The sequence below is a fragment of the Pyxidicoccus sp. M15 genome, assembly GCF_056858435.1.
This window is the reverse complement of record NZ_CM166495.1, coordinates 1,708,908-1,734,320: the sequence shown is the minus strand read 5'-3', so window position 1 is coordinate 1,734,320 and position 25,413 is coordinate 1,708,908. Positions and strand designations below refer to the sequence as shown.

The 25,413-nt window shown below is 72.6% G+C and carries 18 protein-coding genes; 7 read left to right on the top strand and 11 right to left on the bottom strand.

From position 1 onward, the window contains the following. Nucleotides 1-11 precede the first annotated feature (11 nt). Nucleotides 12-962 (bottom strand): glycosyltransferase family 2 protein, encoded by a 951-nt coding sequence (locus tag ACX9TP_RS06860; RefSeq protein ID WP_482978918.1) that lies wholly within the window; start codon nucleotides 960-962, stop codon nucleotides 12-14. 20 nt (nucleotides 963-982) lie between these two features. Continuing rightward, a complete protein-coding gene (locus ACX9TP_RS06855; protein ID WP_482978917.1) occupies nucleotides 983-2,500 on the bottom strand; it encodes an oligosaccharide flippase family protein in 1,518 nt (505 codons plus the stop codon). A gap of 277 nt (nucleotides 2,501-2,777) precedes the next feature. Here ACX9TP_RS06855 and ACX9TP_RS06850 point away from each other — a divergent pair, with 277 nt between their 5' ends. The 3 genes from ACX9TP_RS06850 (at nucleotide 2,778) to ACX9TP_RS06840 (ending at nucleotide 6,004) form a co-directional block, all read left to right on the top strand. After that, nucleotides 2,778-3,446, top strand: a complete 669-nt coding sequence (locus ACX9TP_RS06850) for a class I SAM-dependent methyltransferase (protein WP_482978916.1) — start codon at nucleotides 2,778-2,780, stop codon at nucleotides 3,444-3,446. A 30-nt stretch (nucleotides 3,447-3,476) separates the two neighbouring features. Continuing rightward, entirely contained in the window at nucleotides 3,477-4,637 is a 1,161-nt protein-coding gene (locus tag ACX9TP_RS06845) for a glycosyltransferase family 4 protein (RefSeq protein WP_482978915.1), read from the top strand. A gap of 200 nt (nucleotides 4,638-4,837) precedes the next feature. Next, the gene (locus ACX9TP_RS06840; protein WP_482978914.1) at nucleotides 4,838-6,004 is read left to right on the top strand and encodes a glycosyltransferase family 4 protein; all 1,167 of its coding nucleotides are present in this window, start codon (nucleotides 4,838-4,840) and stop codon (nucleotides 6,002-6,004) included. Between the two features lie 72 nt (nucleotides 6,005-6,076). On the opposite strand, the gene ACX9TP_RS06835 is transcribed toward ACX9TP_RS06840, so the two are convergent. Genes ACX9TP_RS06835 through ACX9TP_RS06825 form a run of 3 tightly spaced genes read right to left on the bottom strand, consistent with a single transcriptional unit; the run spans nucleotide 6,077 to nucleotide 11,101 of the window. Next, nucleotides 6,077-8,158: a hypothetical protein gene (locus tag ACX9TP_RS06835; RefSeq protein WP_482978913.1), complete on the bottom strand. Its 2,082-nt coding sequence runs from the start codon at nucleotides 8,156-8,158 to the stop codon at nucleotides 6,077-6,079. A gap of 53 nt (nucleotides 8,159-8,211) precedes the next feature. After that, entirely contained in the window at nucleotides 8,212-9,033 is an 822-nt protein-coding gene (locus tag ACX9TP_RS06830) for a hypothetical protein (protein WP_482978912.1), read from the bottom strand. A 19-nt stretch (nucleotides 9,034-9,052) separates the two neighbouring features. After that, a complete protein-coding gene (locus tag ACX9TP_RS06825) occupies nucleotides 9,053-11,101 on the bottom strand; it encodes a serine/threonine protein kinase (protein WP_482978911.1) in 2,049 nt (682 codons plus the stop codon). Nucleotides 11,102-11,427: 326 nt separating this feature from the next. On the opposite strand from ACX9TP_RS06825, the gene ACX9TP_RS06820 reads away from it, so the two are divergent. Beyond that, nucleotides 11,428-12,654: a glycosyltransferase family 4 protein gene (locus ACX9TP_RS06820; protein WP_482978910.1), complete on the top strand. Its 1,227-nt coding sequence runs from the start codon at nucleotides 11,428-11,430 to the stop codon at nucleotides 12,652-12,654. Here ACX9TP_RS06820 and ACX9TP_RS06815 read toward each other — a convergent pair whose 3' ends face one another. After that, entirely contained in the window at nucleotides 12,655-13,233 is a 579-nt protein-coding gene (locus tag ACX9TP_RS06815; RefSeq protein ID WP_482978909.1) for a hypothetical protein, read from the bottom strand. A gap of 267 nt (nucleotides 13,234-13,500) precedes the next feature. Here ACX9TP_RS06815 and ACX9TP_RS06810 point away from each other — a divergent pair, with 267 nt between their 5' ends. Beyond that, a complete protein-coding gene (locus ACX9TP_RS06810) occupies nucleotides 13,501-14,649 on the top strand; it encodes a glycosyltransferase family 4 protein (RefSeq protein ID WP_482978908.1) in 1,149 nt (382 codons plus the stop codon). A gap of 90 nt (nucleotides 14,650-14,739) precedes the next feature. Here the strand turns inward: ACX9TP_RS06810 and ACX9TP_RS06805 are convergent, their stop codons facing one another. The 5 genes from ACX9TP_RS06805 to ACX9TP_RS06785 are packed head-to-tail and all read right to left on the bottom strand — an operon-like array spanning nucleotide 14,740 to nucleotide 21,934. Next, entirely contained in the window at nucleotides 14,740-15,882 is a 1,143-nt protein-coding gene (locus ACX9TP_RS06805; RefSeq protein WP_482978907.1) for a glycosyltransferase family 4 protein, read from the bottom strand. Continuing rightward, nucleotides 15,851-17,356 carry a hypothetical protein gene (locus ACX9TP_RS06800; protein ID WP_482978906.1) on the bottom strand — a complete coding sequence of 502 codons (1,506 nt, stop codon included), beginning with the start codon at nucleotides 17,354-17,356 and terminating at the stop codon, nucleotides 15,851-15,853. Before ACX9TP_RS06800 ends, ACX9TP_RS06805 begins: the two co-directional genes overlap by 32 nt. After that, entirely contained in the window at nucleotides 17,353-18,477 is a 1,125-nt protein-coding gene (locus tag ACX9TP_RS06795; RefSeq protein WP_482978905.1) for a glycosyltransferase, read from the bottom strand. Before ACX9TP_RS06795 ends, ACX9TP_RS06800 begins: the two co-directional genes overlap by 4 nt. An 8-nt stretch (nucleotides 18,478-18,485) precedes the next feature. Continuing rightward, nucleotides 18,486-19,742, bottom strand: coding sequence for a glycosyltransferase (locus ACX9TP_RS06790; RefSeq protein WP_482978904.1), 1,257 nt, complete (start codon nucleotides 19,740-19,742; stop codon nucleotides 18,486-18,488). Continuing rightward, nucleotides 19,739-21,934 (bottom strand): GumC family protein, encoded by a 2,196-nt coding sequence (locus ACX9TP_RS06785; protein WP_482978903.1) that lies wholly within the window; start codon nucleotides 21,932-21,934, stop codon nucleotides 19,739-19,741. The genes ACX9TP_RS06790 and ACX9TP_RS06785 overlap by 4 nt, the downstream gene beginning before the upstream one ends. Before the next feature lie 191 nt (nucleotides 21,935-22,125). On the opposite strand from ACX9TP_RS06785, the gene ACX9TP_RS06780 reads away from it, so the two are divergent. Both ACX9TP_RS06780 and ACX9TP_RS06775 read left to right on the top strand, forming a co-directional pair. Further along, complete coding sequence (locus ACX9TP_RS06780) at nucleotides 22,126-23,481, top strand: methyltransferase domain-containing protein (RefSeq protein WP_482978902.1); 1,356 nt, start codon at nucleotides 22,126-22,128, stop codon at nucleotides 23,479-23,481. A gap of 13 nt (nucleotides 23,482-23,494) precedes the next feature. Next, the gene (locus ACX9TP_RS06775) at nucleotides 23,495-25,195 is read left to right on the top strand and encodes a hypothetical protein (protein WP_482978901.1); all 1,701 of its coding nucleotides are present in this window, start codon (nucleotides 23,495-23,497) and stop codon (nucleotides 25,193-25,195) included. Nucleotides 25,196-25,413 lie beyond the last annotated feature (218 nt).

Below are 25,413 nucleotides of genomic sequence, written 5' to 3'. Positions count from 1 at the left end.
CGGACGGCCTCTCACACCCGGGCGCGCAGGCCCATCTCGGAGATGCGCAGGAAGGTGGAGAGCTGCCGGCGGTACTCCGTCAGGTTGGTGCGCCCGCGCAGCAGCGTCTGCGTCAGCACCGCCGCGTTGTACGGCAGCGTGCCCACCAGGATGGCCCGCATCGCCACCTCGTGCAGCCGGCCGTGGTGCTTGCGGAAGTACGCCAGCCGCGTGCGCCACAGCTCGACTCGCACCTTGTCCGGCCCCGTCGCGGACGGCCGGAACGAGCGGCTCGACAGGTGCGTAATCACCGCCTCCGGACAGAAGGCCACCTCCCAGCCCGCCTTCCACGCCCGCACGCACCAGTCGGTGTCCTCGGTGTTGCCCAGCGGGGACATCGCCTCGTCCAGCAGGCCCACCTCCGCCAGCGTCTCCTCGCGCACCACGATGCACGCGCCGAGCACCCAGTTCACCCGGGCCTCCTCGTGCCCGTACTGCGCCGGGTCGATTTCCCTCCGCTTCAGGAAGTGCAGCGGGCGCGGCAGGAAGACGAGGTCGAAGAGCTGCCCGGACAGCGACATGGGCCGGAAGGTGCAGTTCTGGATGGTGCCGTCGGCGTTGAGCAGCCGCGCGCCCGCCATGCCCACGCGCGGGTGCTCGTCCATGAAGCGCACCAGCGCGTCGAAGGCCCCTTCGTGGACGATGGTGTCGTCGTTGAAGATGCAGATGTAGCGGCCTCGCGCGGCGCGCAGCACCTGGTTGTGGTTGGCGGAGAAGCCCTTGCGCCCGGTGTTGAAGAGCCAGCGCACCTGCGGGAAGTCGCGCCGCATGGCCTCCACGCCGCGCCCGTCGGTGGCGTTGTCGACAATCCACACCTCGAAGGTGATGTCGCGCGTCGTCGCGTAGAGCGTGCGCAGGCAGTCGTGCAGCAACTCCGGATTGGAGTGGTTGACGATGGAGATGACCAGGTCGACCTTCTTCATCGAATCGCTCGCGTCCTTCATCACGAAGCCGGGCTCACCGGGGCGGCCCGCGCCGCCCGCCGTGCCCGGACGAAGCCCAGGATGCCCTTCAGCTCGCCGAGGAGCGACAGCGTCCCCGGCAACCGCTCGCGCGCCAGCACCAGCCCCGCGAACAGCACCGCCCCCACCAGCGCCCTCATCACATTGCCGGCCCCCGGCAGCGACAGCACCGCCGCGCACGCGCCCGCCAGCAGCAGCCCCACCGTGACGAAGGGCTCCACCACCTGCGACACCAGCCCGCGCAGGGCCGGGTTGAGGCGCGCCACCAGCCACGCCGTCACCCACAGCTCCGCCAGTCCCACCAGCACGCCCAGGGGCCCGATGGCCGCCAGCCCGAAGCGCTGGATGGCCCACGTGCCCACACCCCACTTCACCGCGCCCACGCCCACGACGACGGCCAGCCGCTCCCACGGGCGCCCGCCCGCGTTCTGCGCCGTGGCCAGCAGGCCCGTCAGCGTGGTGAGCACGCACTCCAGGCTGAACCACTGCACCAGCCCCACGGCCGGCACCCAGCGCTCGCCGAAGAAGAGCGGCACCGCCACCGGCAGCACCAGCACCACGCACGGAATGGCCACCAGCAGCACCGCGGACAGCCGGCGCAGCGACGTGCGCAGGTACTCCGCGAAGCCGGCCGGGTCCTCCTGCAGGCGGCAGTAGGCGGGGAAGGCCACGCGGTTGAGGACGATGCTGAGCATCATCGGCGTGGAGGCCAGCGCCCAGGCCCAGTTCACCAGCCCCACCGCCTCCTTGCCGAGGATGCCGCCCACCACCAGCGGCACCCAGCCGGCCACCATCGCCCCCACCAGCGGGGGAAGCTGGAACGCCAGCCCGAAGCCGAGCAGGCGCTTGAGCACGTCCAGCCGGAACGCGCCATGCGGCCGCCACGGCGAGGCCCACCAGACCAGCACCAGCCCCACCCCCCCGCGCACGAGGCCGCCCAGCGCCAGCGCCCACGCGCCGAAGCCGAGCGCCGCCAGGGAGATGGTGGTGATGACCTGCACCACGTTCTCAATCAGCTCCGCGCGGGCGATGACGGGGAACGCGAGCTTGCGCTCCAGCGCCATCAGCGGAATCACCCGCAGCGAGGACAGGAACAGCCCCAGCGCCAGGGCGCACACCATGGGCACCGCGCCCTCGCCCAGGGCGTAGCCCTCCGTGAGCCGGGGCGCGAGCGCGCACACGGCGGCGACGATGACGGCGGTGAGCGCCTGGTGGCACCAGAAGATGGTGAACGTCTCGTCGCGGGTGGGCTCGTGCGGCTGGCGCACCAGCGCGGCGCTCAGGCCCAGGTCTCCGAGGAACACGCCCAGCGACGCCGCGTAGGACACGATGCCGAACAGGCCGTAGTCCGAGGGGAACAGGAGCCGGGACAGGAACAGCGCGCTCACCACCCGCAGCCCCTGCGAGGCCACGGTGCGGGCAGCCAGCACGAACATGCCCTTCAGGGCACGCGCCTTCACCTCTCCAGTGCTGACCTCGGGTACCGCTGTTTCAGTCATGGTCCTGGGCGGCCCGCGCCGCCGCGTCCTTCATTCAGGAGGGCCTGTCCGAATCGACATGCCTTCGGAAAGCGCGCGGCACGAGCAGGGGGCGAAATGCTACCGGTGGCGCTCCAGCCCTACAAGCAACGCGAGGCGCCCATGTAGAGACTGGAGGCTTGCTTGCCCTGCGTGGACGCACCGCCGGGCAGGCACGGAGGCGGGGCGCGGACGCCCGCCTGGATGCTCGCGCGCTTGTTGCGAGGGACGGAGCGGCGGGGCTACGGTCCCCCGCCGCATGCTCCCTGGCGGCAATCTCTTCCAGTTCCTGAAGCGCGAGGTGCTCGTCGGTGAGCACGAGGTCCTCCACCGTACGCTGAAGGAGGCGTTGGTGGGCACGTGCGACAGCGTGCTGGACATCGGCTGTGGCTCCCGCTCGCCGCTGCACACCTTCTCGAGCCAGATTCCCCACACGGTGGGCATCGACGGCCACGCGACGAGCATCGAGCGCAGCCGCGCCGCGGGCATCCACCGCGAATACCACCAGATGGAATTGCTGGACGCAGGCCACCGCTTCGGCCCCAAGAGCTTCGACGCCGTCGTCGCGCTGGACGTCATCGAGCACTTCGAGAAGCAGGACGGATTCCGGCTGCTGGAGATGATGGAGTCGATGGCCCGCAAGCGCGTCATCATCTTCACGCCCAACGGCTTCCTCCCCCAGGACGAGTGGGACAGCAACGTGCACCAGGTGCACCGCTCCGGCTGGGAGGTCTACGACTTCGAGCTGCGCGGCTACCGCGTCACCGGCATGAGCGGATGGAAGCCGCTGCGCGGTGACTACGCGCTGCCGACCATCCGGCCCTTCCGGATTGGCAGCCGGCTGTCCATCCTCACCGAGCCCTTCGCCACGCGCTTTCCGCGCCACGCCTTCCAGTTGCTCGCCATCCGCGACATGGAGGCGTCCTAGCTCCGGCCCGGTGGCCGGAGCCGTGGCCCCATGCCCTCCTCCTCCACCGCCCCCGCGTGGCACGTCCTCACGGGCGAGTACCCGCCCCAGCCGGGCGGCGTCAGCGACTACACGCGCCAGGTGGCCACCGCGCTCGTCCGCGCCGGGCAGGAGGTCCACGTCTGGGCGCCGGGTGACGCGGGCGTGCACGGAGAGGACGGCGTCACCGTGCACCGCGTCCCCGGCCTCTTCACGCCCGTGGGGCTGACGAAGCTGGCGCGCGGGCTGGATGCGTGTCGGGGGCCCCGCCGGCTGCTGCTCCAGTACGTGCCGCATGCGTTCGGCATGAAGGCGATGAACGTGCCCTTCTGCGCGTGGTTCGCCGCGCGGCGGAAGGACGAGCGCTGGGTGTTCTTCCACGAGGTGGTGTACCCGTGGAGCCCGCGCGCGCCGCTGCGGCACCAGGTGCTCGCGGGCACCACGCGGGTGATGCTGCGGCTGGTGGCCGGGGCGGCGGACCGCGTCTTCGTCTCCATTCCCACCTGGGCGGAGCACCTGCCCGCCCGCGTGCGCCGCCGCGCGGAGTGGAGGCCGGTGCCCAGCACCCTGCCTCCCGAGGCCTCCCCGGGCGCGGTGGCGGCGGTGCGCTCGGCGCTGGGCGCGGGGCCGTGGCTGGGACACTTCGGCACCTATGGCGCGCTCACCGCCGGGCCGCTGGAGGCGGTGCTGGTGCCGCTGCTGCGCGCGGGCGCGGAGCGGAAGGCGCTGCTGCTGGGGCGGGGAAGCCGGGCGTTTGGTGAGGCATTGGGCGCGCGCCACCCGGAGCTGGCGGGGCGGTGGGTGACGCGGGATTCGCTCGCGCCGGAGGACGTGGTGGCGCACCTCGCGGCGTGTGACGTGCTGGTGCAGCCCTACCCGGATGGCGTGAGCGCGCGGCGCACCACCACCATGGCGGGGCTGGCGCTGGGCAGGCCGCTCGTCACGAACACGGGCCACCTCACGGAGCCGATGTGGCGCGGGCTCGGCGCGGTGGAGCTGGTGGAGGGCACGGCGCCGGAGCCGCTGATACAGGCCACGGAGCGGCTGCTGTCCGACGCCCAGGCACGCGCCGCGCTGGGCGAGCGCGCCGCGCGGGTGTACCGCGAGCGCTTCGCGCTGGAGCGCACGGTGGAGGCATTGCTGCGTCCCGGGGCGGAAGGGACGCGCTCGTGAGCCGGGGCTCCAGGCCAGCCTCGCCACGCCCGAATGCGATGGTCGAGCCGCGCGGGGACGCACCATGAGCCAGAGCTCCATGCCAACCTCACCGCGCCCGAATGTGAGAGTGGAGCCGCGCGGGGACGCACCATGAGCCAGAGCTCCATGCCAACCTCACCGCGCCAATGCGCGCGGATGGCCGCGTGCGAGGACGCACCATGAGCCCCACGCATGCTTCGCCGCCCCGGCTCGCGCTGTTGATGGACCCGCGCGAAGAGGGCTGGCCCAGCATGGACCTGGTGGGCGAGGCACTCCTGGAGGGACTCTCCGCCCACCCCACCGAGGTCTCCGCCGTCAGCGTGCGCCCGGCCATGCCCTCCGTGGCGCGCCGGCTGCCGCGCCTGGGCACGCGCAACGCGGCCTTCAACGTGGACCGCCTCCTCACCCGCTTCGGCCTGTACCCGGGCCACGTGCTGCGCTCGCGCGCCCGGTACGACGCCTTCCACGTGGTGGACCACACCTACGCGCAGCTCGTGCACGCGCTGCCCGCAGGACGCACCGGTGTCTTCTGCCATGACCTGGACGCGTTCCGCTCCGTGCTGGAGCCCCAGCGCGAGCCGCGCCCGGCCTGGTTCCGCCTCATGGCCCGCGCCCAGCTCGCGGGGCTGGAGCGCGCCGCGCTCGTCTTCCACAGCACCCAGGCGGTGCGCTCGGAGCTGCTCGCGCGCGGCGTGGTGGACGCGTCGCGGCTCGTCTGGGCGCCCTACGGCGTGTCACCGGAGTACCGCCCCGAGCCGGTGCCGGGCGACCGGAGCGAGGACGTGCTCGCTCCCCTCGGCGGCCGGCCCTATCTGCTGCACGTCGGCAGCGCGATTCCTCGCAAGCGGCTGGACGTGCTCTTCGCCGTCTTCGCCGCGCTCCGCGCCCGGCACCCGGAGCTACGGCTGGTGCAGCAAGGCGGCACGCTGAACGCCACGCAGCGCGCGCAGGTGGAGACGCTCGGCATCGGCGATGCGTTGCTCCAGCCGCCGCGCCAGGACCGGCCCACGCTGGCGGGACTCTACCGACGCGCCCGGGCCGTGCTGGTGACGAGCGAGGCGGAGGGCTTCGGCCTGCCCGTCATCGAGGCCCTCGCGTGCGGCGCGCCCGTGGTGGCCAGTGACCTGCCCGTGCTGCGCGAGGTGGGCGCGGAGACCTGTGCCTACTGTCCCGTGGGCGAAGTGCCGGCGTGGGCGGACACCGTGGACGCGCTCCTCACCGGAAGCCGCCCTCCCCCGCCGCGCGAGGCCCGCCTCGCTCGTGCCTCGCGCTTCACCTGGGCCGCGCACGCGCGCACCGTGCTGGACGCATACCTGCGACTGCTGAGCGGCGGCCCACCCAGGTGAGCTGTCAGCTCCGGTGCGGGCCTCCACTCAGGGGGCCCCGGGAGTCAGGGCCACCCATTCCTCCACACCCGCTCAGCGCCGTGAGCCGCGCGCCTGCTCGCGGGCCACTGCCGTCCGCTCGCGACGCATCGCGAGCAGCACGCCCACCACCCCCAGCACGGTGAGCGCCAGCGTGCCCGAGCTCCCGCCCGACGCGCAGGACCAGCCGAGCGGAGAGCGGGGGTCTCCATCATCCTCGCCACCGTCGGAGGAGCCACCGTCCGTGACGCCCGCATCCGAGCCACTGCCGCCGTCGGACGTCCCACCATCCGAAGCAGTGCCACCATCGGAGGTGCCCGCGTCGGTGCCCGCATCCGAACCGGCATCCGGCTTCAGCGTTGGCATGAAGGAATTCGAGGACGCGGTGACGGACAGGCCCACGGCGTTGGTGGCGCGCACGGTGACGTAGAAGGGGCCCTCCTGGGCCGGCTGGAACAGGGGCAGCATGGCGGTGAGCTCGCTGCCCACGAACTCATAGCGCCGCACCCGGTCGGTCCCCGGGAAGATGTCGATGCCCCACTCGTAGGTGAGCGACAGCTCGGGGTCATTGAAGCCCGACCACGTCGCGGTGAGCGTCCCCGACGGAGACACTTGAGCGGACACCGTGCCCGGGGTGGGCGCAGTGGAGTCCACGGCCACGCTGAAGAGGAAGCCGTCCGTGCCACCGTTGGACACGAGGTCCACTCCCGCATCCACGAGGAGCACGTCAGACGCATTGGAATGGCCACCGAACGTCAGCCGGCCCCCGTGGCCCGCGGCGAGGCCCCGCACCCACTCGTCACTCGTGGCGAGCCCGCCCACGTAGGACTTCCAGAGGATGCCATCCACCGGATTCACCATGGCGGCGAACCCGTCGGAGTTGTTGTTGGCGTTGCCAGCGAAGAGGGAGTCGAAAGCGTTGACGGCGAAGCTCGACGACGAGGTCGTCCTGCCGCCGACGTAGACGTTGCCGTACGGGTCCATGGCGGCATGGCCCTCGGTCCGCTCGTTGCCGCTGCTCTTGTCTTCGCCCACGCGAAGACCGACACCCACCGGGAAGCCGTCCGCGCCCAGGTTGAGCACGAAGACATCCGTGCCGCCGCCTGGCACCGGTGCGCCCGAGGAGTCGGTGTTGCCCACGACGGCGACGCCGCCATCCGGCCGTGCCAGCACCGACCGCACTTCGTCATTGCCGCTTCCGCCCACGTAGCGGAACCAGGAAACGCCGGCATCCCTTTCCAGCCGCGCGACGAAGCCGTCGTTGTCCCCCGAGCCGAAGGAATTGAGGACGAGGGTGGAGTCACTCTTGAAGGTCGACCCCAGGATGCCGCCCACGAACACCGCGTCCCCCTGGGACGTCACCGAGTACGCGTTGTCGTTCTCGTCGCTCTTGAGGATGCGGGTCCACCGGACGACGGGGTCCCCGGGCGAGGCCACGTCCACCTGGGAGACGAAGGCCTCGAAGGCACGGAGCCGCTCGTTGCTCTGCGCGTTGTCCGGAGGAAAGGGGATGGGCGTGTCGTCGGACTTGCTGAGGGGGCCATCATCCTTGCCCGTCCTTCCGACGACGTAGAGCAGGTTCGACCCCGGTGGTCCCAGGACGACGTCGCGGGCCTCGTCATCGAGCGTGCTGCCCAGATACATGAACCAGTCAATCACGCCCTCCAGGTCCAGGCGCGCGATGAAGCCATCCACCCGTCCCTGGAAGCTGTAGCGCACGGACAGGGGGACCTGCACGAGGTTCGAGCGCGTCGTGCCCACGACGAATGTCGCGCCGTCGGGCGTCACCACCACGCGCGTGCCGATGTCGTCCTCGGCGCCGCCGAAGACGCGGGCCCAGCGCAGTGTCTGGCCATCCGCGGAGTAGCGGGCGACGAAGACGTCCTTCTTGCTCGCGGCGGCGCCGGAGATTCCCGTGTCCGCCGGGAAGGTGCGGGAGTTCGTCCAGCCCGTCACCACGACGTCGCCGTCGAGCGCCAGCGCCACGGACTCAATCTGGTCGTCCCGGTTCGAGTCGACGCCGCCGTCCGGCAGCGTCCCGCCGCCGAGGTACGTGTTCCAGGTGACGGAGGGTTGCACGACCTGCGCCGCGGCCAGGGCCGGCAGCAGCAGGACGAGCGCGAATGAAGAGGACACGGCGGCCACGAGGGCGCCACGGAGCGAGCGCGGGTGCACGGACATCCCTTCCATCACGGAGACAACAGGTCGAAGCCGAGACCCGCGGACGCGGTCAGCGCGAACGTGCGGTAGTTCTCGTCGGAGACTTTGAAGAGCTCGGCGCCCACGTCCACCAGCGCGGTGAAGCTCGGCCCGAGCCCGAAGCGCGCGCCCACCACCGGCCCGCCGCCGTACGCGGACAGCCCGGGGATGGCCGTGCCTCGCAGCGCCACGTGCGGACGGAAGGCACCGTCCCCCAGCACGAGCCCCACCTGGAGCCCCGCCGCCACCTGGGTGCCCATCAGCGCGCGCGCGCCCACCTCGAACGCGCCGCTGCCGTACGTCAGCGCGCCGCCCACGCCCACCGACTTGCCCGAGGGGTCCATGAAGCCGAACACCTCGGGCAGCAGCCGCGAGCGGCCCGAAGACTCCGCGGGCTCCTCCGACACCTCGGGCGTCTCCCACGGATTCGCCGTGGCGACCTCCTGGCGCTCCACCGGCTCCGGGGGCGGGCGGCGCTCGGACACCACGCGCTTGCGAGCCTCGGCGGCCAGCACCACGAACTCGGGCGGGAAGAGGGCGGGGTCCACCGGCTGGTCCGGGTGGCTGCGCGCCAGCTCCTCCAGCTCGGTGCGAGTCGCGGCCAGCGCTCCGAGCTCGTGCAGCGACGCCGCGAGGTACAGGCGCGCGGTGGCGCGCTCACGCTCGGCGAGGCCCGGAGCCTTCAGCTCCGCCTCCAACGCGCCGCGGGCCTGGGCGTACTCGCCCCGCTCGTACAGCGCGACACCTCGGGACTGCGCCAGGGCCGCCGACGGCAGCAGCCACAGGACGCACAACAGGATGCTCGGCCTCATCTGGATCTCGGTGCGGGGTTCACGGGATGGGCTCGAGCACCACGTGGTGCTCGGTCCGCTCACCGGACAGGATGGTGACGGGGCTGCTGTAGGGCTGGGTGAAGGCGTTGCCACGCACCTCGAGCTTGTGCACGCCCGGAGGCAGCTCCAGCTGGTACTTGCGCCCCTGGCTCTGGCCGTCCACGAGAACGTCCTTCACGAAGCCCTTCACCTTGAGCGACAGCACTCCGGGGACGGCGGGCTCGGGCGCGGGCCGGGGCTCCGCGCCGGAGTCGGTGCGGGCACTGGCGCGGGCTTCACGCGGCGCGCCCACCGTGCGCGACGTCCGGCGCGTGGTGCGGACGGGCGCGTCCTCGGAAGCGCGCGACGGCTGCGTGTCCTTCGCCAGGATGGTGGCGGCCAGCACCGGCTTCTGCCCGCCCGCCGCGTGGACGTCGCCCAGGGTTGCCTGGGACGGCGCGCTGTCCGCGGACGGCCGTGCCTCGGACGTGGGCGGCTCGGGGCGCGTGTCACGCGGCGCCGCCACCGGCACCGGAGGCGTCGCGGCGGCCGGTGCCAGCTCACGCAGCTGCGTCGTCGCGGCCACGGCCCCCGCGGTGAGCGGCCGGGGCATGGGCGAGGGCGGCTCCGTGTCGCGGGACATCCAGACCCCGCCCACCACGAGCAGGGCGAGCAGCACGGCACCGCCCGCGCCGAACATCACCGCGCGCGAGCGGCCCGAGTCGATGGCCGACAGGTCCATCTCCGTCTCATCCACCGCCACCAGGGCCGGGGCCGTGGGGGCCACGGGGGCTGGCGTGGCGCGGCGGGAAACCGGAGCCGACGCGGGCGGCGTCCCGGTGCGACGGCCCGGCGGCGGCCCGAAGCGCTCGGTGCGCACGCGCGGAGCCGGCGCCGGGACGGCCACGGCCTCCTGGGAGACAGTGGAGGGCGCCCCGCCCCGGGGCTGCTGCGACAGCTGCGTGGCGTCGCTGGAGAGCTGCTTGAGGATGACCTTCAGCTCGCGGCGCACGGCCTCCGCCGACGCCGGGCGCTCTTCCGGCGTCTTCGCCAGCAGCCGCATCACCAGCGACTCCAGCTCCGGGTTCAGGTCCACGTACTGCGAGGGCAAGGGCGCCGGCGTGCGCACGTGGTGCACGGCGATGGCCATGGGCGAGGGCCCCTCGAAGGGCAGCCGCCGCGTGAGCATCTCGAAGGCGATGACGCCCACCGCGTACAGGTCCGTGTGCGGGCCCACCTGCTGTCCGCAGGCCTGCTCCGGGGCCATGTACTCGGGCGTGCCCACCATCATGCTGGCGCGCGTCTGCGGCGTGGTGGCGTTGGGCGTCTCGGCGCGCTTGGCCAGGCCGAAGTCCAGCACCTTCACGTACTCGTTGCCGCTGCCGTCGCGCACGACGAAGACGTTGCCCGGCTTGAGGTCGCGGTGGATGACGCCCGCCGCGTGGGCCGCGCCCAGCGCGCCCAGCAGGTCGTCCAGCACCGTGACGACCTCCACCTCCAGCATGGGCGCGCGCTGGGCGATGATTTCGTCCAGGGGCGCGCCGTCCAGGTACTCCATGACGAGGTACTGCCCCAGGCCGGGGATGCTGCCGAAGCCGAAGATGTCGATGATGCCGCGGTGGCGGATGGCCGCCGCCGCGCGCGCCTCCGAGGCCAGGTCCCGCGAGCGCGCGCCCTCGGCGAAGTCCGGGCGGAGGATCTTGATGGCCACCTTGCGGCCGATGACGGGGTGCTCGCCCTCGTAGACGATGCCCATGCCGCCCGCGCCGATGCGGCGCTTCACCACGTAGTCGCCGAGCTGCTTGCCCACCAGCACGTCACGCGCGACGGACTTCTCCCAGGAGCCCTCGCCCTCGCCGTCCTCCACGTCCGAGAAGGACGCGGGAGCGGCCACCACGAGCGGCCGCGCGGTGGCGGGGGTCGGAACCGGCTTGCGCGTGAAGGTGACCTCGTTGTCGTCGAAGTCGTAGGAAGCGGGGGACGCGGGCTCGGAGGTGTCCCGAGGGCAGCGTGAAACACCCGCGGGGTGGGCAGACCCACAGCGGGGGCACTTACGGATATTGCTCATCGTCTCGGTCATCATCGCCCGTCCCGATGCGCGCTGGCCATCCCGGCTTGAAGAGTCTCAACTGACCCTTCCCCCTCTGGTGGAGCCCACACGCCTTCCCAATGCAACGAAGGCCGGCGCGGGAAGTCGCACGGAATTTTCAAAAATGTCGGCGGCCCTCTGGCGCGGCCTGATGAATTGCCTGATTCACATGTCTCGCTGATTTATTTGGGGGACCGACCGCTTCTTCGGGAGAGACCCGGCGGGCGGACCGGGCGGCGGCCGCCGCGGAGCCGCCCGGTGATGCCTTGACCCACCTGGAGGGGTCTGATTCGGTCCGGACCACCGTGCGCATCCTCTTCCTCAACCCGGTGGGCATCCTCGGCGGCGCCGAGCGCGCGCTCCTGGACCTGATGGCGTGCCTGAAGCGGCAGGACGCGGGGCTGTCGCTCCACCTGCTCGCGGGCACGGCGGGGCCGCTGGTGGACGAGGCGCGCGCGCTGGGGGTGGAGGCGCGCGCGCTGCCGTTGCCGGAGCGGCTGTCCGCGCTGGGGGACAGCGCGCTGCGCGGGCGGGGGCCGGCGGAGGTCTGGCGCTTCGCCCGGGACCTGGCGCCGACGCCGCTGCTGCTCGCGGACTACGGGCGGGCGCTGCGCCGGGAGGTGGCGGCGGTGGGGCCGCACCTGCTGCACTCCAACGGCATCAAGACGCACCTGCTCAGCCCGGTGACGGTAGGCCTGCCGTTGAAGCGGGTGTGGCACATCCACGACTTCCTGGGCGAGCGGCCGCTGGTGCGGCGGGCACTGGGGACGCTGGCGCCGCTGGCGTCCGCGGCCATCGCCAACTCGGGCGCGGTGGGCGAGGACACGCGCGAGGTGCTCAGCGGAGTGCCCGTGCACGTGGTGCCCAACGGCGTGGACGTGGAGCGCTTCTCTCCGGGCCCCGGGGAGGGCGCCCGGCTGGACGCGCTGGCCGGACTGCCTCCGGCGCCCGAGGGCACGCTGCGCGTGGGGCTGGTGGCCACGTACGCGCGCTGGAAGGGACATGACGTCTTCCTGGAGGCGGCGGCGGCGTTGGTGCGGCGGCACCCCGCCCTGCCCGTGCGCTTCTACCTGGTGGGGGCGCCGCTGTACCGGACGCCCGGCTCGCAGTTCTCCGAGGAGGAGCTGCGCGGGCTCATCGAGTCGAGAGGGCTCGCGGGCCGCGCGGGGCTGGTGCCCTTCCAGCCGGAGCCGGCCGCCGTGTACCGCGCGCTGGACGTGTTCGTGCACGCCAGCACCCGGCGCGAGCCGTTCGGATTGACCATCGCGGAGGCGCTGGCCTGTGGGCGGGCGGCGGTCGTCTCACGCGCGAGCGGCGCGGCGGAGGGGCTCACGGATGGCGTGGACGCGCTGACCGTGCCCCCGGGAGACATGCGGGCGCTGGTGACGGCGCTGGAGGCGCTGCTGGAGGACGGCGCGCGGCGGGCGCGGCTGGGCGAGACGGCGCGGCGCACGGCGGTGGAGCGGTTCTCCCGCGAGCGGTACGCGCGCGAGGTGCTCGCGGTGTACCGCTCGCTCGTGGACGGGCGCTGATCAGGACACGTTCTCGGGCAGGTCGGTGAAGAGCGCGTGGAAGAGCGTCGTGCGTGGCGGCTCCATGTTGTGCACGAAGAGGGGGATGGGCGTGTCCGCCACCTCTCGCGGGAGCCGATGCACGTCGAAGGTCGCCTCGAGCTTTCGGGAGATGAGGTCGGCCGGGCCACGCATCTCCGGGGGTAGCGGTTCGAAGCTCACTCTCGGGTTGTGGCGCTCCCTTCCAACGAAGTCGTACTGCACGCCATAGACGGTGTAGAGGGGCGCCAGGATGCTGACGCAGCCGACGAGGGCGAAGCGGAACGGCGGAGGAGTCCGGGGACTGCGCGTGTAGGCCACGAAGCGAAAGGCGCTCGCGGCCGGGCCAACGGTTGCGTTGCCAATCTCGTAATCAGGGAGCTCCGGTCGAAGCGCATCCAGGAATCCACCCCAGCGGACGAGGTCTTTGCGCAATCGCTCGTCCCAGAGGTCGCAAAGCCTGTCGTACTCAGGGGAGCTCACCCGATTGCCGTCATACGCCCTGTCCGCGCGCCAGTAATTCCGAGCGATGGACAACAGCTTCTCGGGGGACGAGTCCATGGTGTCAGGGCCCTACATAGACGGGGTTCGTCTTCTTGTGACACTGCAGTGAGACGCGAGCCCCCACCACCATGCCGCGCAGCGTGGTGCCATAAGCGTCATTGAAACGCTGACAGGCGAGCCTCAGTGCGCCTGCTTGCGCACGCCGGGCCAGCAGTCGTCCAGCCGCGTGCAACTTCGCCGCGTCCCACCATGCGCATCCTGACCTCTGCCTTGACCCGCCCCGGCGGCTCTGGTTCGGTCGCGCGCGCACCCGAGGGCTCCCACGTGAAGCGGCCACGCAGGCTCGTCACCGTCTCGCATTCCTACGTCGTCACCCTCAACCGGCGCCTTGCCAACGAGCTGGCGCGCGTGGGCGGAGGCGACTGGGACGTCACCGCCGTGGCGCCCCGCTTCTTCCACGGAGACTTGAGCCCCCTCACCCTCCAGCGCGAGCCGGGCGAGCCCGCGCGCGTGGAGGACGTGCGCGCCCTCTTCAGCCGCTCGCTGCACGGCTTCGTGTACGGGCCGGAGCTGCGCGCGCGGCTGTCCGGCGGCGTGGACCTGGTGCACTCGTGGGAGGAGCCCTACGTGCTCGCGGGGCTGGAGGTGGCGCTGCTCACCCCGCGCCGGGTGCCGCTCGTCTTCTGCACGGCGCAGAACCTCTCCAAGCGCTACCCGCCGCCCTTCGCGCAGATGGAGCGCTTCGTCGTCCAGCGCTCCGCGGGCTGGGTGGCCTGGGGCGAGACGGTGAAGGAGAACCTCCTCTCCCGGCCCGGCTATGCACAGCGTCCCGCGCGCTACATCCCCATGGGCGTGGACACCGAGCTGTTCCGCCCGGACCGCGCTTCAGGCGAGACACTCCTGCGTGAGCTCGGGTGGGAAGGCTCGGGCCCACCGGTGGTGGGCTACCTGGGGCGCTTCGTGCCGGAGAAGGGCGTGCCGTTGCTGATGGAGGCGCTGGAGCGGCTGACCACGCCCTGGCGCGCGCTCTTCGCGGGCGGCGGCCCGATGGAGGGCGCGCTGCGCGCCTGGGGCGCACGTCACGGAGACAAGGTGCGCGTCGTCACCGGCGTGCCGCATACCGGCGTGCCGCGTGTGCTCAACGCCATGGACGTGCTGTGCGCGCCCAGCCAGACGGCGCCGAAGTGGAAGGAGCAGTTCGGCCGCATGCTCGCGGAGGGCTTCGCCTGCGGAGTGCCCGTGCTCGGCAGTGACTCCGGTGAGGTGCCGCGCACCGTGGGCGACGCCGGGCTCGTGCTCCCCGAGGCGTCCCCGTCCGCGTGGACGGATGCGCTGGCCGGACTGCTGGAGAGCCCGGAGCGCCGCCGCGAGTGGTCCGTGCGCGGGAGGGAGCGCGCCGTCACCCGCTTCGCCTGGCCGGTGGTGGCTCGCGCGCACCTGGACTTCTTCACGGAAGTGCTGGACGCGCGGTAGTCACGCGGCGACGACACGCGGAGCGCGCGGAAGCCCGAAGGCGGCGCGGGCTTCGCCCCATCGAGGGACGCACAGGAGTCGCACGTCGCCTCAGCCCTCGCGCTCCACCACATCGACGATGGCGGAAGCCATGCCGTCCCACGTCTGCGCGCGCAGCGACCCGGACAGCGCGGCCACGTGCGGCGCCCAGGCCGCCTCGTGCTCCCGCCACGCCTCCAGCCGCCGCACCAACCCCTCCACGTCATCCGGGTCGTCCAGCAGCAGCCCGTGCAGCGCGGCCGGGTAGCGCTCCGCCACGCCCGCGGTGCGGCTCACCAGCGCGGGCAGTCCCGCGCACAGCGCCTCGTGCACGCCCAGCCCGTAGGCCTCGTACCGCGTGGGCGCCACCAGCAGGTCCGCCGCGGACAACAGCACCGGCACGTCCTTGCGGAACCCCAGGAACTGGATGCGCTCTCCCAGCCCCTTCGCCCGCGCTTCCCGCTCCCACGCCTCGCGCTGCGCGCCCACCCCCACCACCCTGAGGTCCACGCCCCAGTCCCCGCGCGCGCACAGCCGCGCCCACGCGTGGAACAACGTGTCGAAGCCCTTGCGCCGGTCTCCCAGCGCGCCCACGAACAGCGCCACCCGCCGCGACTCCGGCCAGCCCAGCGCCGCCCGCGCCGCGCGCCGCTCCTCGGACGAGGCGGGCCGGAAGCGCTCCGGGTCTCCACCGTAGTAGACGACGCGCACCTTCGACTCCGGCACCCCCGTGGCCGCCACCAGGTCCGCACGGGTGCGCTCCGAGTTGGCGATGATGACCCGCGCGCGCCGCAGCGCCTCGCGCTCACCGCGCAGGTAGAGCCGGTGACTCACCCGCCCCTTGAGCCGGCGCAGCGCACCGCCCACGGGCGCGGAGACATAGGCCCCGTGGACGTAGTGCACCCAGTTCGCCCCGGGCACCGGACAGTTGCCGCCATTGGCCAGCACGCGCCCACCCTCCGCGCGGGTGCGCAGCGCCCATGCTCGGCCCACCGCGTCCAGCAGCGGCTCGCCCAGCAGGTACGCGTTGCCCGGCTTGGGCACACGCACGAAGCGCACGTTGGAGTAGCCGAGCAGCTCGTCCGCCACCCGGTGCGCCACCAGCCGCACCGGGCCGCCCTGCTTCGCCAGCCAGAGCGCCAGCGCCAGGTTGGCGCGGTCCATTCCCCCGGTGGCGACGAAGTCACCGGCGATGAGCGTGTACGGTCTTCGCATGTGCCATGGCGCCGAAGAGCGCCGCGTTGAGCAGCCAGAACTCCATGCCCGTCTGGCTCAGGAAGAAGGCGTAGCTGAAGGTCAGCGCCAGTGCGCCCAGGTTGTACGCGAAGATGACGCTGCCCCACAGCCAGAACTCGTCGCCCGTGTCTTCCTTGCGCAGCGCGACGCGGAACACCCACCACAGCGTGGCCAGCATCGCCAGCGGGTAGAGCGCCACCACCAGGAAGCCGCCGTCGTAGACCCAGGCCGTCCACTGCACCTCGGCCCACAGCGCCGGGTACTCCCGGTCGCTGTTGTCACCGAAGTACGCGTTGGCCATGCCGTAGCGGCCCAGGCCCGCGCCCAGGGGAAACTCCGGCAGCAGGTGCTCGAACGTGCGCATCACGAAGCCGCCGCGGTTGCGCTGGTAGACGTCCTCGGGCCGGCCCTCGAGCAGGGTGCTCCAGCGCGCCGTCACCGCGTCACCGCCCACCGTCACCGCCCAGCCGAAGGCCCCCACGCCCGCGCCGCCCACCACCGCCAGCAGCGCCACCATCCGCACCAGCCGGCCGCTGAGCGCGAGCACGCACGCCATCGCCAGCAGGCACACCCCCAGCGTGACGAAGGTGGCGCGCACCTGGCAGAGGTAGACGCACAGCAGCCCCATCAGGATGCCGCCCGCGGCCAGCACGCGCACCAGCCCGCGCCGGGACGACAGCAGGAAGCCGCCGCCCAGCAGCACGGCATAGAAGCCACCCGTGGCCGCGCCGCCCGGCGTGTCCGTCAGGCCCATGGGACGGAACACGCGCTCGCCGCTCGCCGTCTCGAACTCGAGGCTGCGCACGTAGCCCTCGCCCAGCCCCTGCACCACCTGCGACACCGGGGGCTGGAAGCGGCCGGGGAAGTACACCTGGAGCACGCCCACCGTCGCGCTCGCCACGTTGAAGAGGAAGAGCAGCGCCAGCGTGCTGCGGAACGTCTTCCCGTCGATGGACAGCCGCGTCACCCACAGGAGCGGCGCGATGATGGAGAGCTGGATGCCCAGCTGCACCAGCCCCGCCAGCGGGCTGGACGTGCCGGGGTGGAAGAAGTTGAGCGCGGTGACGCCCATGGCGCCAATGATGAAGGGCAGGGCCGGGTGCTTGAGGCTCCGGCCCCGCACGAGCGCCAGCAACAGCAGGCTGACGCCGAAGGCCAGGATGCGCACCACCACGCGCAGCGGAGCAATGGCCGGCACCAGCAGCGCCAGCTGGCAGGCCATGAGCAGGGCGATGAAGAGCGGCACCAGCCGCCCCGACGCGAGCAGTCCCCCGCGAACGGGAGCCGGAGCGGCCGCCGGCTCCGGGGAGGCGGGTTCCACCCGTGCGCCTGGCGCCAGCGCCTCCAGCGGAGCGCCCGGCGCGCGCCGTACGTACCGGCGCCGCAGCACGCCCGGGCCCTGCAGCTGCGGCCTCGCCACCCCGGGCGCGCTCGGCGGACGCGGACTCCTCATGACGCGCGAAGCCCTCCCGTGACGACGTCGCGCAGGGCCTCGTCCAGGTTGCGCAGGTAGACGGACGGGTCACACAGCTTCGCCGCGCGAGCCGGCCCCGCCGCGCCCAGCCGCTGGCGCACCTCTGGATGCTCGATGAGCTTGCGCAGCTCCGTGGCCAGGGGCGCCGGCCGGGGCGGCACGAGCACGCCACACGAGTAGTCGACGATTTCCAGGGGCCCGCCCATGGCCGTAGTGACAACGGGCAGCCCGGCCTGCAGGGCCTCCACGAAGGCGATGCCGAACGGCTCCGCGGAGACATTGGGCTGGCAGTGGATGTCCGCGGCCCGCAGCAGCTGCGGCACGTCCGAGCGCTGCCCGAGGAAGCTCACCCGCTCCGTCAGCCCCAGCCCCTCGGCCTGGGCCTTCAGCCCGGCGAGGTAGGTCTCCTCCTCCGGACGCTGCGCGCCGCCCGCCACCCAGGCCCGCCAGCCCGGCACCTGGCGCAACCGCCCGAGCGCCTCCAGCAGCAGCCGCTGCCCCTTCCACTCCTGCATGCGGCTGGTCTGGACGATGACGACGTCACCGTCGCCCGCGCCCAGCTCCGCGCGCAGGCGCGCCCTGTCCTCGGTGCCTGCCCGCGCCGGCGCGAGCACCGGGCAGTAGGCCAGCCGCGAGCGGACATGGGGATAGACGGCGGCCAGCGTCCCCGCCGAGTAGCGGCTGTTGGTGATGACCAGGTCGGGCGCGGTGACGCGCGCCCAGCGCTCCAGCCAGTGCCGGCCATTCAGCGCGTCGTGCTGGTAGAAGACGAGCGGCACGCCCGCCGCGCGCACCGCCGGGCCGAACAGCGCCTGCGGCCAGATGGCATGGCAGAGGACGGCGTCGTAGCGCTCGCGCTGGAGCAGCTCCCGCAGCACCCTCCGCGCGCGCCACACCGTCCACGGACGGCCCACCCGCGCCTCGCCCAGCAGGTGCAGCTCGGCGCCCGTCTCGCGCAGCTCGGCGGCCAGCCGGCCCTCGAAGCAGAGCGCGAAGGCGTGCGTCAGCCCGGGCTGGCGCCCCTGCTCCCGCGCCACCGTGTGGAGGAACGTCTCCACGCCGCCGTAGAGGTTGCCGCTGTAGACGTGCAGCACGCGCATGGGACGCCTCACGCCCTGCCCGCGGCGGCGCGCGACGTGACGGGGGCTTCCGACTCCACCACCGGCGCGGGCCGCCCGAGTCCTTCCGCGTACAGCGTCAGGCTGCGCGTGGCCATGACCTCGTGCCCGAACTCGGCCACCGCCCGCTCACGCGCCGTGTGGCCCAGCCGCTTCGCGAAGCCCGGGTCCTCCGCCAGCCGCCGCGCGGCAATGGCCAGCGCCGGCGCATCACCCACCGGCACCGTCAACCCCGTCTCCTCGTGGCGGCTCACCCACGGCACCCCCGAGTGCGGAATCGCGGTGTTGAGCACCGGCAGCCCGCTGGCCATGGCCTCCACCTGCGACAGGCCATACGCCTCGCTGCGCGCGTTGCTCGGGAACCACAGCGCGGTGGCCGCGCGGTAGGCGCCAGTGAGCGCGTCCGGCGACAGGTAGCCCGCCCACGTCACCCGGTCCTCCACCCCCAGCGCCCGCGCCCGCTCCCGGCCTTCCGCCTCCAGCGGCCCCTGGCCCACCACCACCAGCCGGCCCGGCACGCGCGCCAGCGCCTCCAGCGCGGTGAACAGGCCCTTGTAGTAGACGAGCCGGCCCACCATCAGCCACAGCGGCCCGCCCGCGGCCTCCGCGCGCCAGCGCGCCTCCGCCGCCAGCGCCTCGGCGGACGGGTGCATGTACGGCGTCAAATCGATGCCCAGCGGCAGCGCGCGCACCCGGCTCCGGAAGGTGCGCAGCAGCGGCGAGCCCGGCACGTACGCCTCGCTGGTGGCCAGCACCCGCCGGGCGCGCGCGTACAGCAGCGCCTCGAAGGGGCGGAAGAGCGCGCCCGCCACCCGCTGGCGGATGACGTCGCTGTGGTGGGTGATGAAGAGGGGCGGCAGCCGGGGCGCCACGTCCAGCGCCAGCAGCATGCTGGGGTTGGGCGTGTGCAGGTGCAGCACGTCCACGCCCCGCGCCAGCGCGCGCCGCAGCACGCCCGGCAGGTCCGGCATCACGTCCATGCGCGCCACGGAGGCCGCGCGGCCCAGGCGCACCACGCGCACCGGCCCGTCCCAGTCCTCGCGCGTGGAGCACCTGCCGTGGAACTCGTGGCTGGTGCCCGCGCCGTCCGCCGAGTGGTTGGCGCACAGCACCTCCACCTGCGCGCCCAGCTGCGCCTGGGCCCGCGCCAGCGTCTGCACGTGGCCCTCCATGCCTCCGGAGGCCGGCGGATAGAACTTGCCCAGGTGCAACACCCGCAGCCCCGCCCCGACTGACGGCCCGCTCACGACTGGGCCACCCCGTCCTTGGACTCCTCGGCGTACTGCCCGTAGCCCTGGTAGGCCAGGTACGAGTCGCCGTAGCGCGGCGCCTTCAGGTCCACGTCGTTGAGGACGGCGCCGTACATGCGCGCCTGCACGTCCGCCAGCGAGCGCAGCGCGCGCCGGGCCGACTCGCGGTTCGTCTTCCCCGCCTTCAGCACCAGCACCACGCCGTCCGTCTGCGTGGCCAGCACCGCCGAGTCCGCCACCGCGTTGATGGGCGGGCTGTCCAGGATGACGCGGTCGAAGCGCTCGGCCACCGACTTGAGCAGGTCCGCGAAGGCCTGCGTGTGCAGCAGCTCCGCCGGGTTGGGCGGCAGCGGGCCGCACGGCAGCACGAAGAGGCCGGGCACCTCGGTGCTCTTCACCGCCTTGTCCAGCGAGCCCTCGCCCACCACCAGCGAGGAGATGCCCAGCTCGTTGGGCACCCCGAAGGCGCGGTGCAGCCGCGGCCGGCGCATGTCCGTGTCCAGCAGCAGCACCCGGTTGCCACTCTGCGCCATGGCCACGCCCAGGTTGATGCACGTGGTGGACTTGCCCTCCTGCGGACCGCTGGACGTCACCACCAGCGTCTTGAAGGGCTTGTCCGGCGACATGAAGAGCAGGTTGGTCCGGATGGCCCGGCAGCACTCCGCCACCGACGACTTCGGCTCGCGGTGCACGTGCAGGTCGCGGTCTCGCGGCGCCTTGTTGCCTTCGATGCGCGGCACCACACCCAGGAAGGCCAGCCCCAGTCGCTCCTCCACGTCCGCCTGCGTGGCCACGCTGTTCTCCAGCAGCTCCAGCAGGAAGGCCATGCCCAGGCCCGCCAGCAGGCCCATCACCAGGCCCAGCGCCAGGTTGCGCCGCACGTTGGGCTTCACCGGCGCGAAGATGGGCCGGGCCGGGTCCAGCACGCGCACGTTGCTGGTGCGCAACAGGCCCGACAGCTCGATGTCCTTGAGGCGCTTGGCGACCAGCTCGTACAGGCGCTGGTTGCTGTCCGAGTCGCGCTTGAGCCGGTCGAACTCGATGGCCTTCTTGTTCACCGCGAAGGCCTCCACCTTTTCCGCGTCCAGCATGCGGACGAGGTTCTTCTCCTGGGCCACCGCCTCCGTGAGCGACGTCTCCGCCGCCCGCACGATGTTGCCCAGGCTCTTGAGGAAGTCCTCGCGCACCACCGACAGCTTGCGGCTGCACTCCAGGAGCTTCGGGTGCTCGGGGAGGTAGCGCTCACCCAGCTCCGCGCAGCTGACGCGCAGCTCGGTGTAGCTGCGCCGCAGGTCCTGGATGGGGCCCTCGTTCATCCCCGTGAGCGCCTCCGCCCACGTCTCGTCTTCGGGCGACGCCTTGCGCAGCTTGTTGATGGCCTCCACGCGCGCCTGCTGCGCGGCAATCTGGATGCGCACCTCGGTCAGCTTGAGGTTGTAGGAGTTGATGCGCTCACTGACGATGCTCATCCGCGACTCGAGCGACGTGGACAGCATGTCCGCGTCCTTCTTGAAGTCGTAGACGGCCAGCTCGCTGGACTTGGACTTCGACTCCAGCTCGGACAGCCGGCCTTCCAGCCAGGTCCGCGCGTCCTCGGTGATGCGCAGCTTGAGGGCCAGGTTCTCCGCCATGTACGCGGCGGCGACCTCGTTGGCCAGGAGCGCGGCGCGCTTCGGGTCCAGGTCATCCACCGCGATGTCCATCACGCGCGAGTCCTTCGCCGGCACCACGCGGATGCGCGACTGGAGCGCGGCCACCGCGTCCGTGGACTGCATGGCCTGCACGCGCAGCTTCTCGTCCTGCACCTTCGCCAGGCCCAGGAAGTCCGCGTCCGTCGCCAGGCCCAGCTTGTCCACCACCCGGCTCGCCACCGCGCGCGAGGTGATGATTTCGCTCTGCGTGGCGTAGTACTCCTTGTTGAACCAGTAGTTGCTGCGCTCCTCGCCCATGACCTCCTTCACGTCCCCGTCGAGGAAGCGCGGCGCCATCACGTCGATGATGAGCGAGGTGCTGGCCGAGTAGACCTTGGGCTGGCGCAGCGTGTACGCGGCCGACAGCGCCGCCACCACCACCGCCACGCCGAGCACGACCCATTTGCGCCGCCACAGCGCGCGCACGTGCTGCATCATGCCCGCGGGCGTCAGGGCACCGGCGCCACCGCCGGCCGGGTCGAACACGGTTCCGTCCACGTCTCGTCTCTCCTGGAAGGCCTCGGGCCGCCGACCTTCACCCACACGCAAAAGCGCCGTCGAGCGTGCCGTTTCCACGCCGGGTTGTCCATCGTTCCACCGCCGCCTGGACGCCCTCCATCCATTCATCTTCCCGGGCCCGGAAGGGCGCGGACGCGCGCGTCCTGGCGGCCTGTGCTACTCAGCGCCGCGTGAATTCCTCGCTCTCCTTCGTCCTGCCCTACTCCGCTCGCAACGCCGACACCGCCGCACGCTTCGCGCGGGAGCTGTCACGGCACGCGGAGGTGGTGCTGGCGGGCGACGGCCCCGTGGAGGTGGACTCCCACCCGCGCCTGCATGTGCTCGCCGTGCAGGGAGGCAAGGGAGCGGCCATCCGCGCCGCGCTGTCCCGGGTGACGGGCGCGGTGACGGTGCTGCAGGACCCGGACACCGACTGGTCCCCGGACGTATACGACACGCTGGTGGGCCCCATCCGCGCGGACACCGCGGACGCCGTGTTCGGCCGCCGCACCTTCCCGGGCCTGGCGCCCGAGCTGCTCGCGGACCGGGCCCTGGGGCACGTCACCCGCTTCGTCACCGACGTGGCGCTGGCGGACCCGCTCACCGGCCTGCGCGCCTTCCGCACGGAGGCGCTGCGCTCCGTCACCCTCACCAGCGACGACGACGCGGTGGACGCGGAGCTGGTGGTGAAGCTGGCCGCGCAGCTGTTCCGCCTCACCGAGGTGGACCTGCCGCCCGTGCCGGTGGTGCCTCGCCGCCCGCGCGCCGCGCAGCAGCACCTGTCCCGGCTGCGCACCCTGCTGCGCTACGCCACCGTGCGCGACGACGCGGACAACCAGCACGAGGGCTACACCACGCTGGAGCGCATGGACGGCGCCACCCACTACAACCAGTGGCTGGCCCGCCGCTTCCGCGAGCACCTGGGCCGCCGCGTGCTGGAGATTGGCGCCGGCATCGGCACGATTACGCGCGAGCTGGAGGCGGGCCTCGAGCTGCTCATCGCGCTGGAGGTGGACCGCTTCTACGTGGACCGCCTGAAGAACCTCTTCCGCGGCAAGCCCCACGTGCGGCCCTACCTGTCCGACGTGGCGCTGGCGGACTGGGAGTCGCTCCAGGCCGAGCGCCTGGACACCATCGTCCTCTCCAACGTGCTGGAGCACATCCCCGACGACGGCTCGGCGGTGCGGCGCTTCCGGCAGATTCTGTCCCCCGGCGGCCGGGTGGTCATCCTCGTCCCCGCGCTGCCGCAGCTGTTCGGCGCCATCGACGAGGCGGTGGGCCACCACCGCCGCTACACGCCCGCCACGCTGCGCGCGGTGCTGGAAGAGAATGGCTTCGCGGTGGAGAAGCTGGAGTGGATGAACCTGGTCGGCATGCCCGGCTGGTTCGTCAACAGCCGCCTGTTGCGCCGCCGCTCGGTGCCCAAGCTCCAGCTCAAGCTGTACGACACGCTGGCGCCCCTCTTCGCCCAGGCGGAGTCCCGCGTGAAGCTGCCGGTGGGCATGAGCCTCTTCGCCGTGGCCCGCGTCACCGGGAGCGACGCGTGACGGAGCCGCGTCCATGAGCGCAGCCCCCCGGTCCGACGCCCCCCAGGCGCCCGCACCCGCCCAGCCGCCGTCCCCCCCCGCCGAGCGCCCCGTGTCCCCGGCGAAGGGCGCCCCGCGTGCCGTCTGGGCCGCGCTGGTGGCGCTGTACGTGCTGCTGTTCCCGTACCACCCGGGCCTGCGCTCGCCCAACGAGCTGTGCCGGCTGTGGCAGACGCGCGCGCTGGTGGAGGACGGCACGCTCGACATCAACGGCGCGCTGCGCGCCTACGGCTACGTGGGTGACTTGTCCGTGAAGGACGGGAAGTACTACCCCAGCAAGGCGCCGCTGCTGTCGTTCGCCGCCGTGCCGCTGTACGCCACGCTGCGCGCCGTGGGCGGAGGCCACCGCCACGCCGTGCCGGAGGTGCCGCTCGTCTTCTTCTCGCGCCTCCTGCTCACCGTGCTGCCCACGCTGGGCATGTTGTGGCTGGTGCGCCGCTACCTGCGCGCGCACCTGGAGGCGCCCGTGGCGGACGCCCTCACGGTGACGTACGGGCTGGGCTCGCTGGCCTTCAGCTACTCGCTGCTCTTCATGAGCCACCAGACGACGGCGGTGCTCCTCTTCGCCGGCTTCTACGCGCTGTGGCGCTGCGCGCGCGGCGACTGGCGCGAGCGGGGCTACCTGGTGGCGGGCGCCTGCGCCGGGGCCACCGTGGCCGCCGAGTACACCGGCGCGCTCGGCGTCGTGGGCCTCGTGCTGTACGCGGCGCTCACCGTCCTCTTCCAGCCGGCCCCCCTGCGCGAGCGCCTCGCGCGCCTGGGCCGCGCCGCGGGGCTCGCCACGCTGGGCGCGCTGCCCTTCGTGGTGGCGCTGGCGCTCTACCACCAGGCCGCCTTCGGCCACCCGCTGACGACGGGCTACAAGTACCTCAACGACGCGGCCTACCAGCCGTGGCACCTGGGCGGCTTCCTCGGCATCCGCACGCCGGACCCGCGCGCCTTCGCCCTCTCCTTCTTCTCCCCGCTGCGCGGCCTGTTCACCCTCTCTCCCTTCCTCCTCCTGGCGCTGCCCGGGCTCGCGCGGATGCAGCGCCGTGCCCCGGCGGCGCCCGAGCAGCGCGCGGTGGCCTGGATGGGCGTGGCGCTGCTGGTGGGCTACACGTACTTCACCTCGTCCTTCTCGTATGACTCGTGGGGTTGGACGACGGGGCCGCGCCACCTCACCGGCCTGGTGCCCTTCCTCCTGCTGCCCGCCGGCCTCTGGCTGGAGCGTCTGCGCGCCTCCGGGCGGACGTGGGCGACAGGCGCCGCCGCCATGCTGTGCGCGGCGTCCCTGCTCACCACCGGCGTGGCCACCTTCGTCAACTACATCCCCGACGACGTCTCCAACGCCGTGGGCGGGCTGGCGCTGCCGCTCGTGGAGGCGGGCTACCTCCCCGCCGGGGTGCTGTCCTTCCTCGGGCTGCCCCAGCCCGCCGCGGGCCTGGCGCTGCTCGCCGCGCTCGTGGCCTTGGCCGCGTGGGTGTACCGCGAGCTGGCGCGGGGCGCCTCCCGGCGGTGGCCCGCCCCCGCGGCCCTCGGCGCGGGCCTCGCCATGCTCGCGCTCGTGGCCACCTTCCACGCCCTCACCACCGAGCGCGACGACGCGGACCGCAACGCCGTGCGTTTCCTCCAGTCCGTGTGGCTCTCCCCGCCCGGGCGCCACGTCCCCTTCTGGCCCCGCCCCGGCGCCTGAAGCGGCACCGGGATTCCATCTCTTACGGATATTCCGGTATCTCACATTTCAAGAGAAACCCAGTTGCAAGGGCCGCCCTCCCACCACCCTGCCTCGCAACTTTTGCGGACCCTGCAAAAGGTTGTCAGCCCGACACGTGTCAGCTTTCACCCAGGGCCGTGCCAAAGGGCTGAAAAAATTGAAGTCCACGCGCCTTGTGGGTGGGCCCGGGGATTGCT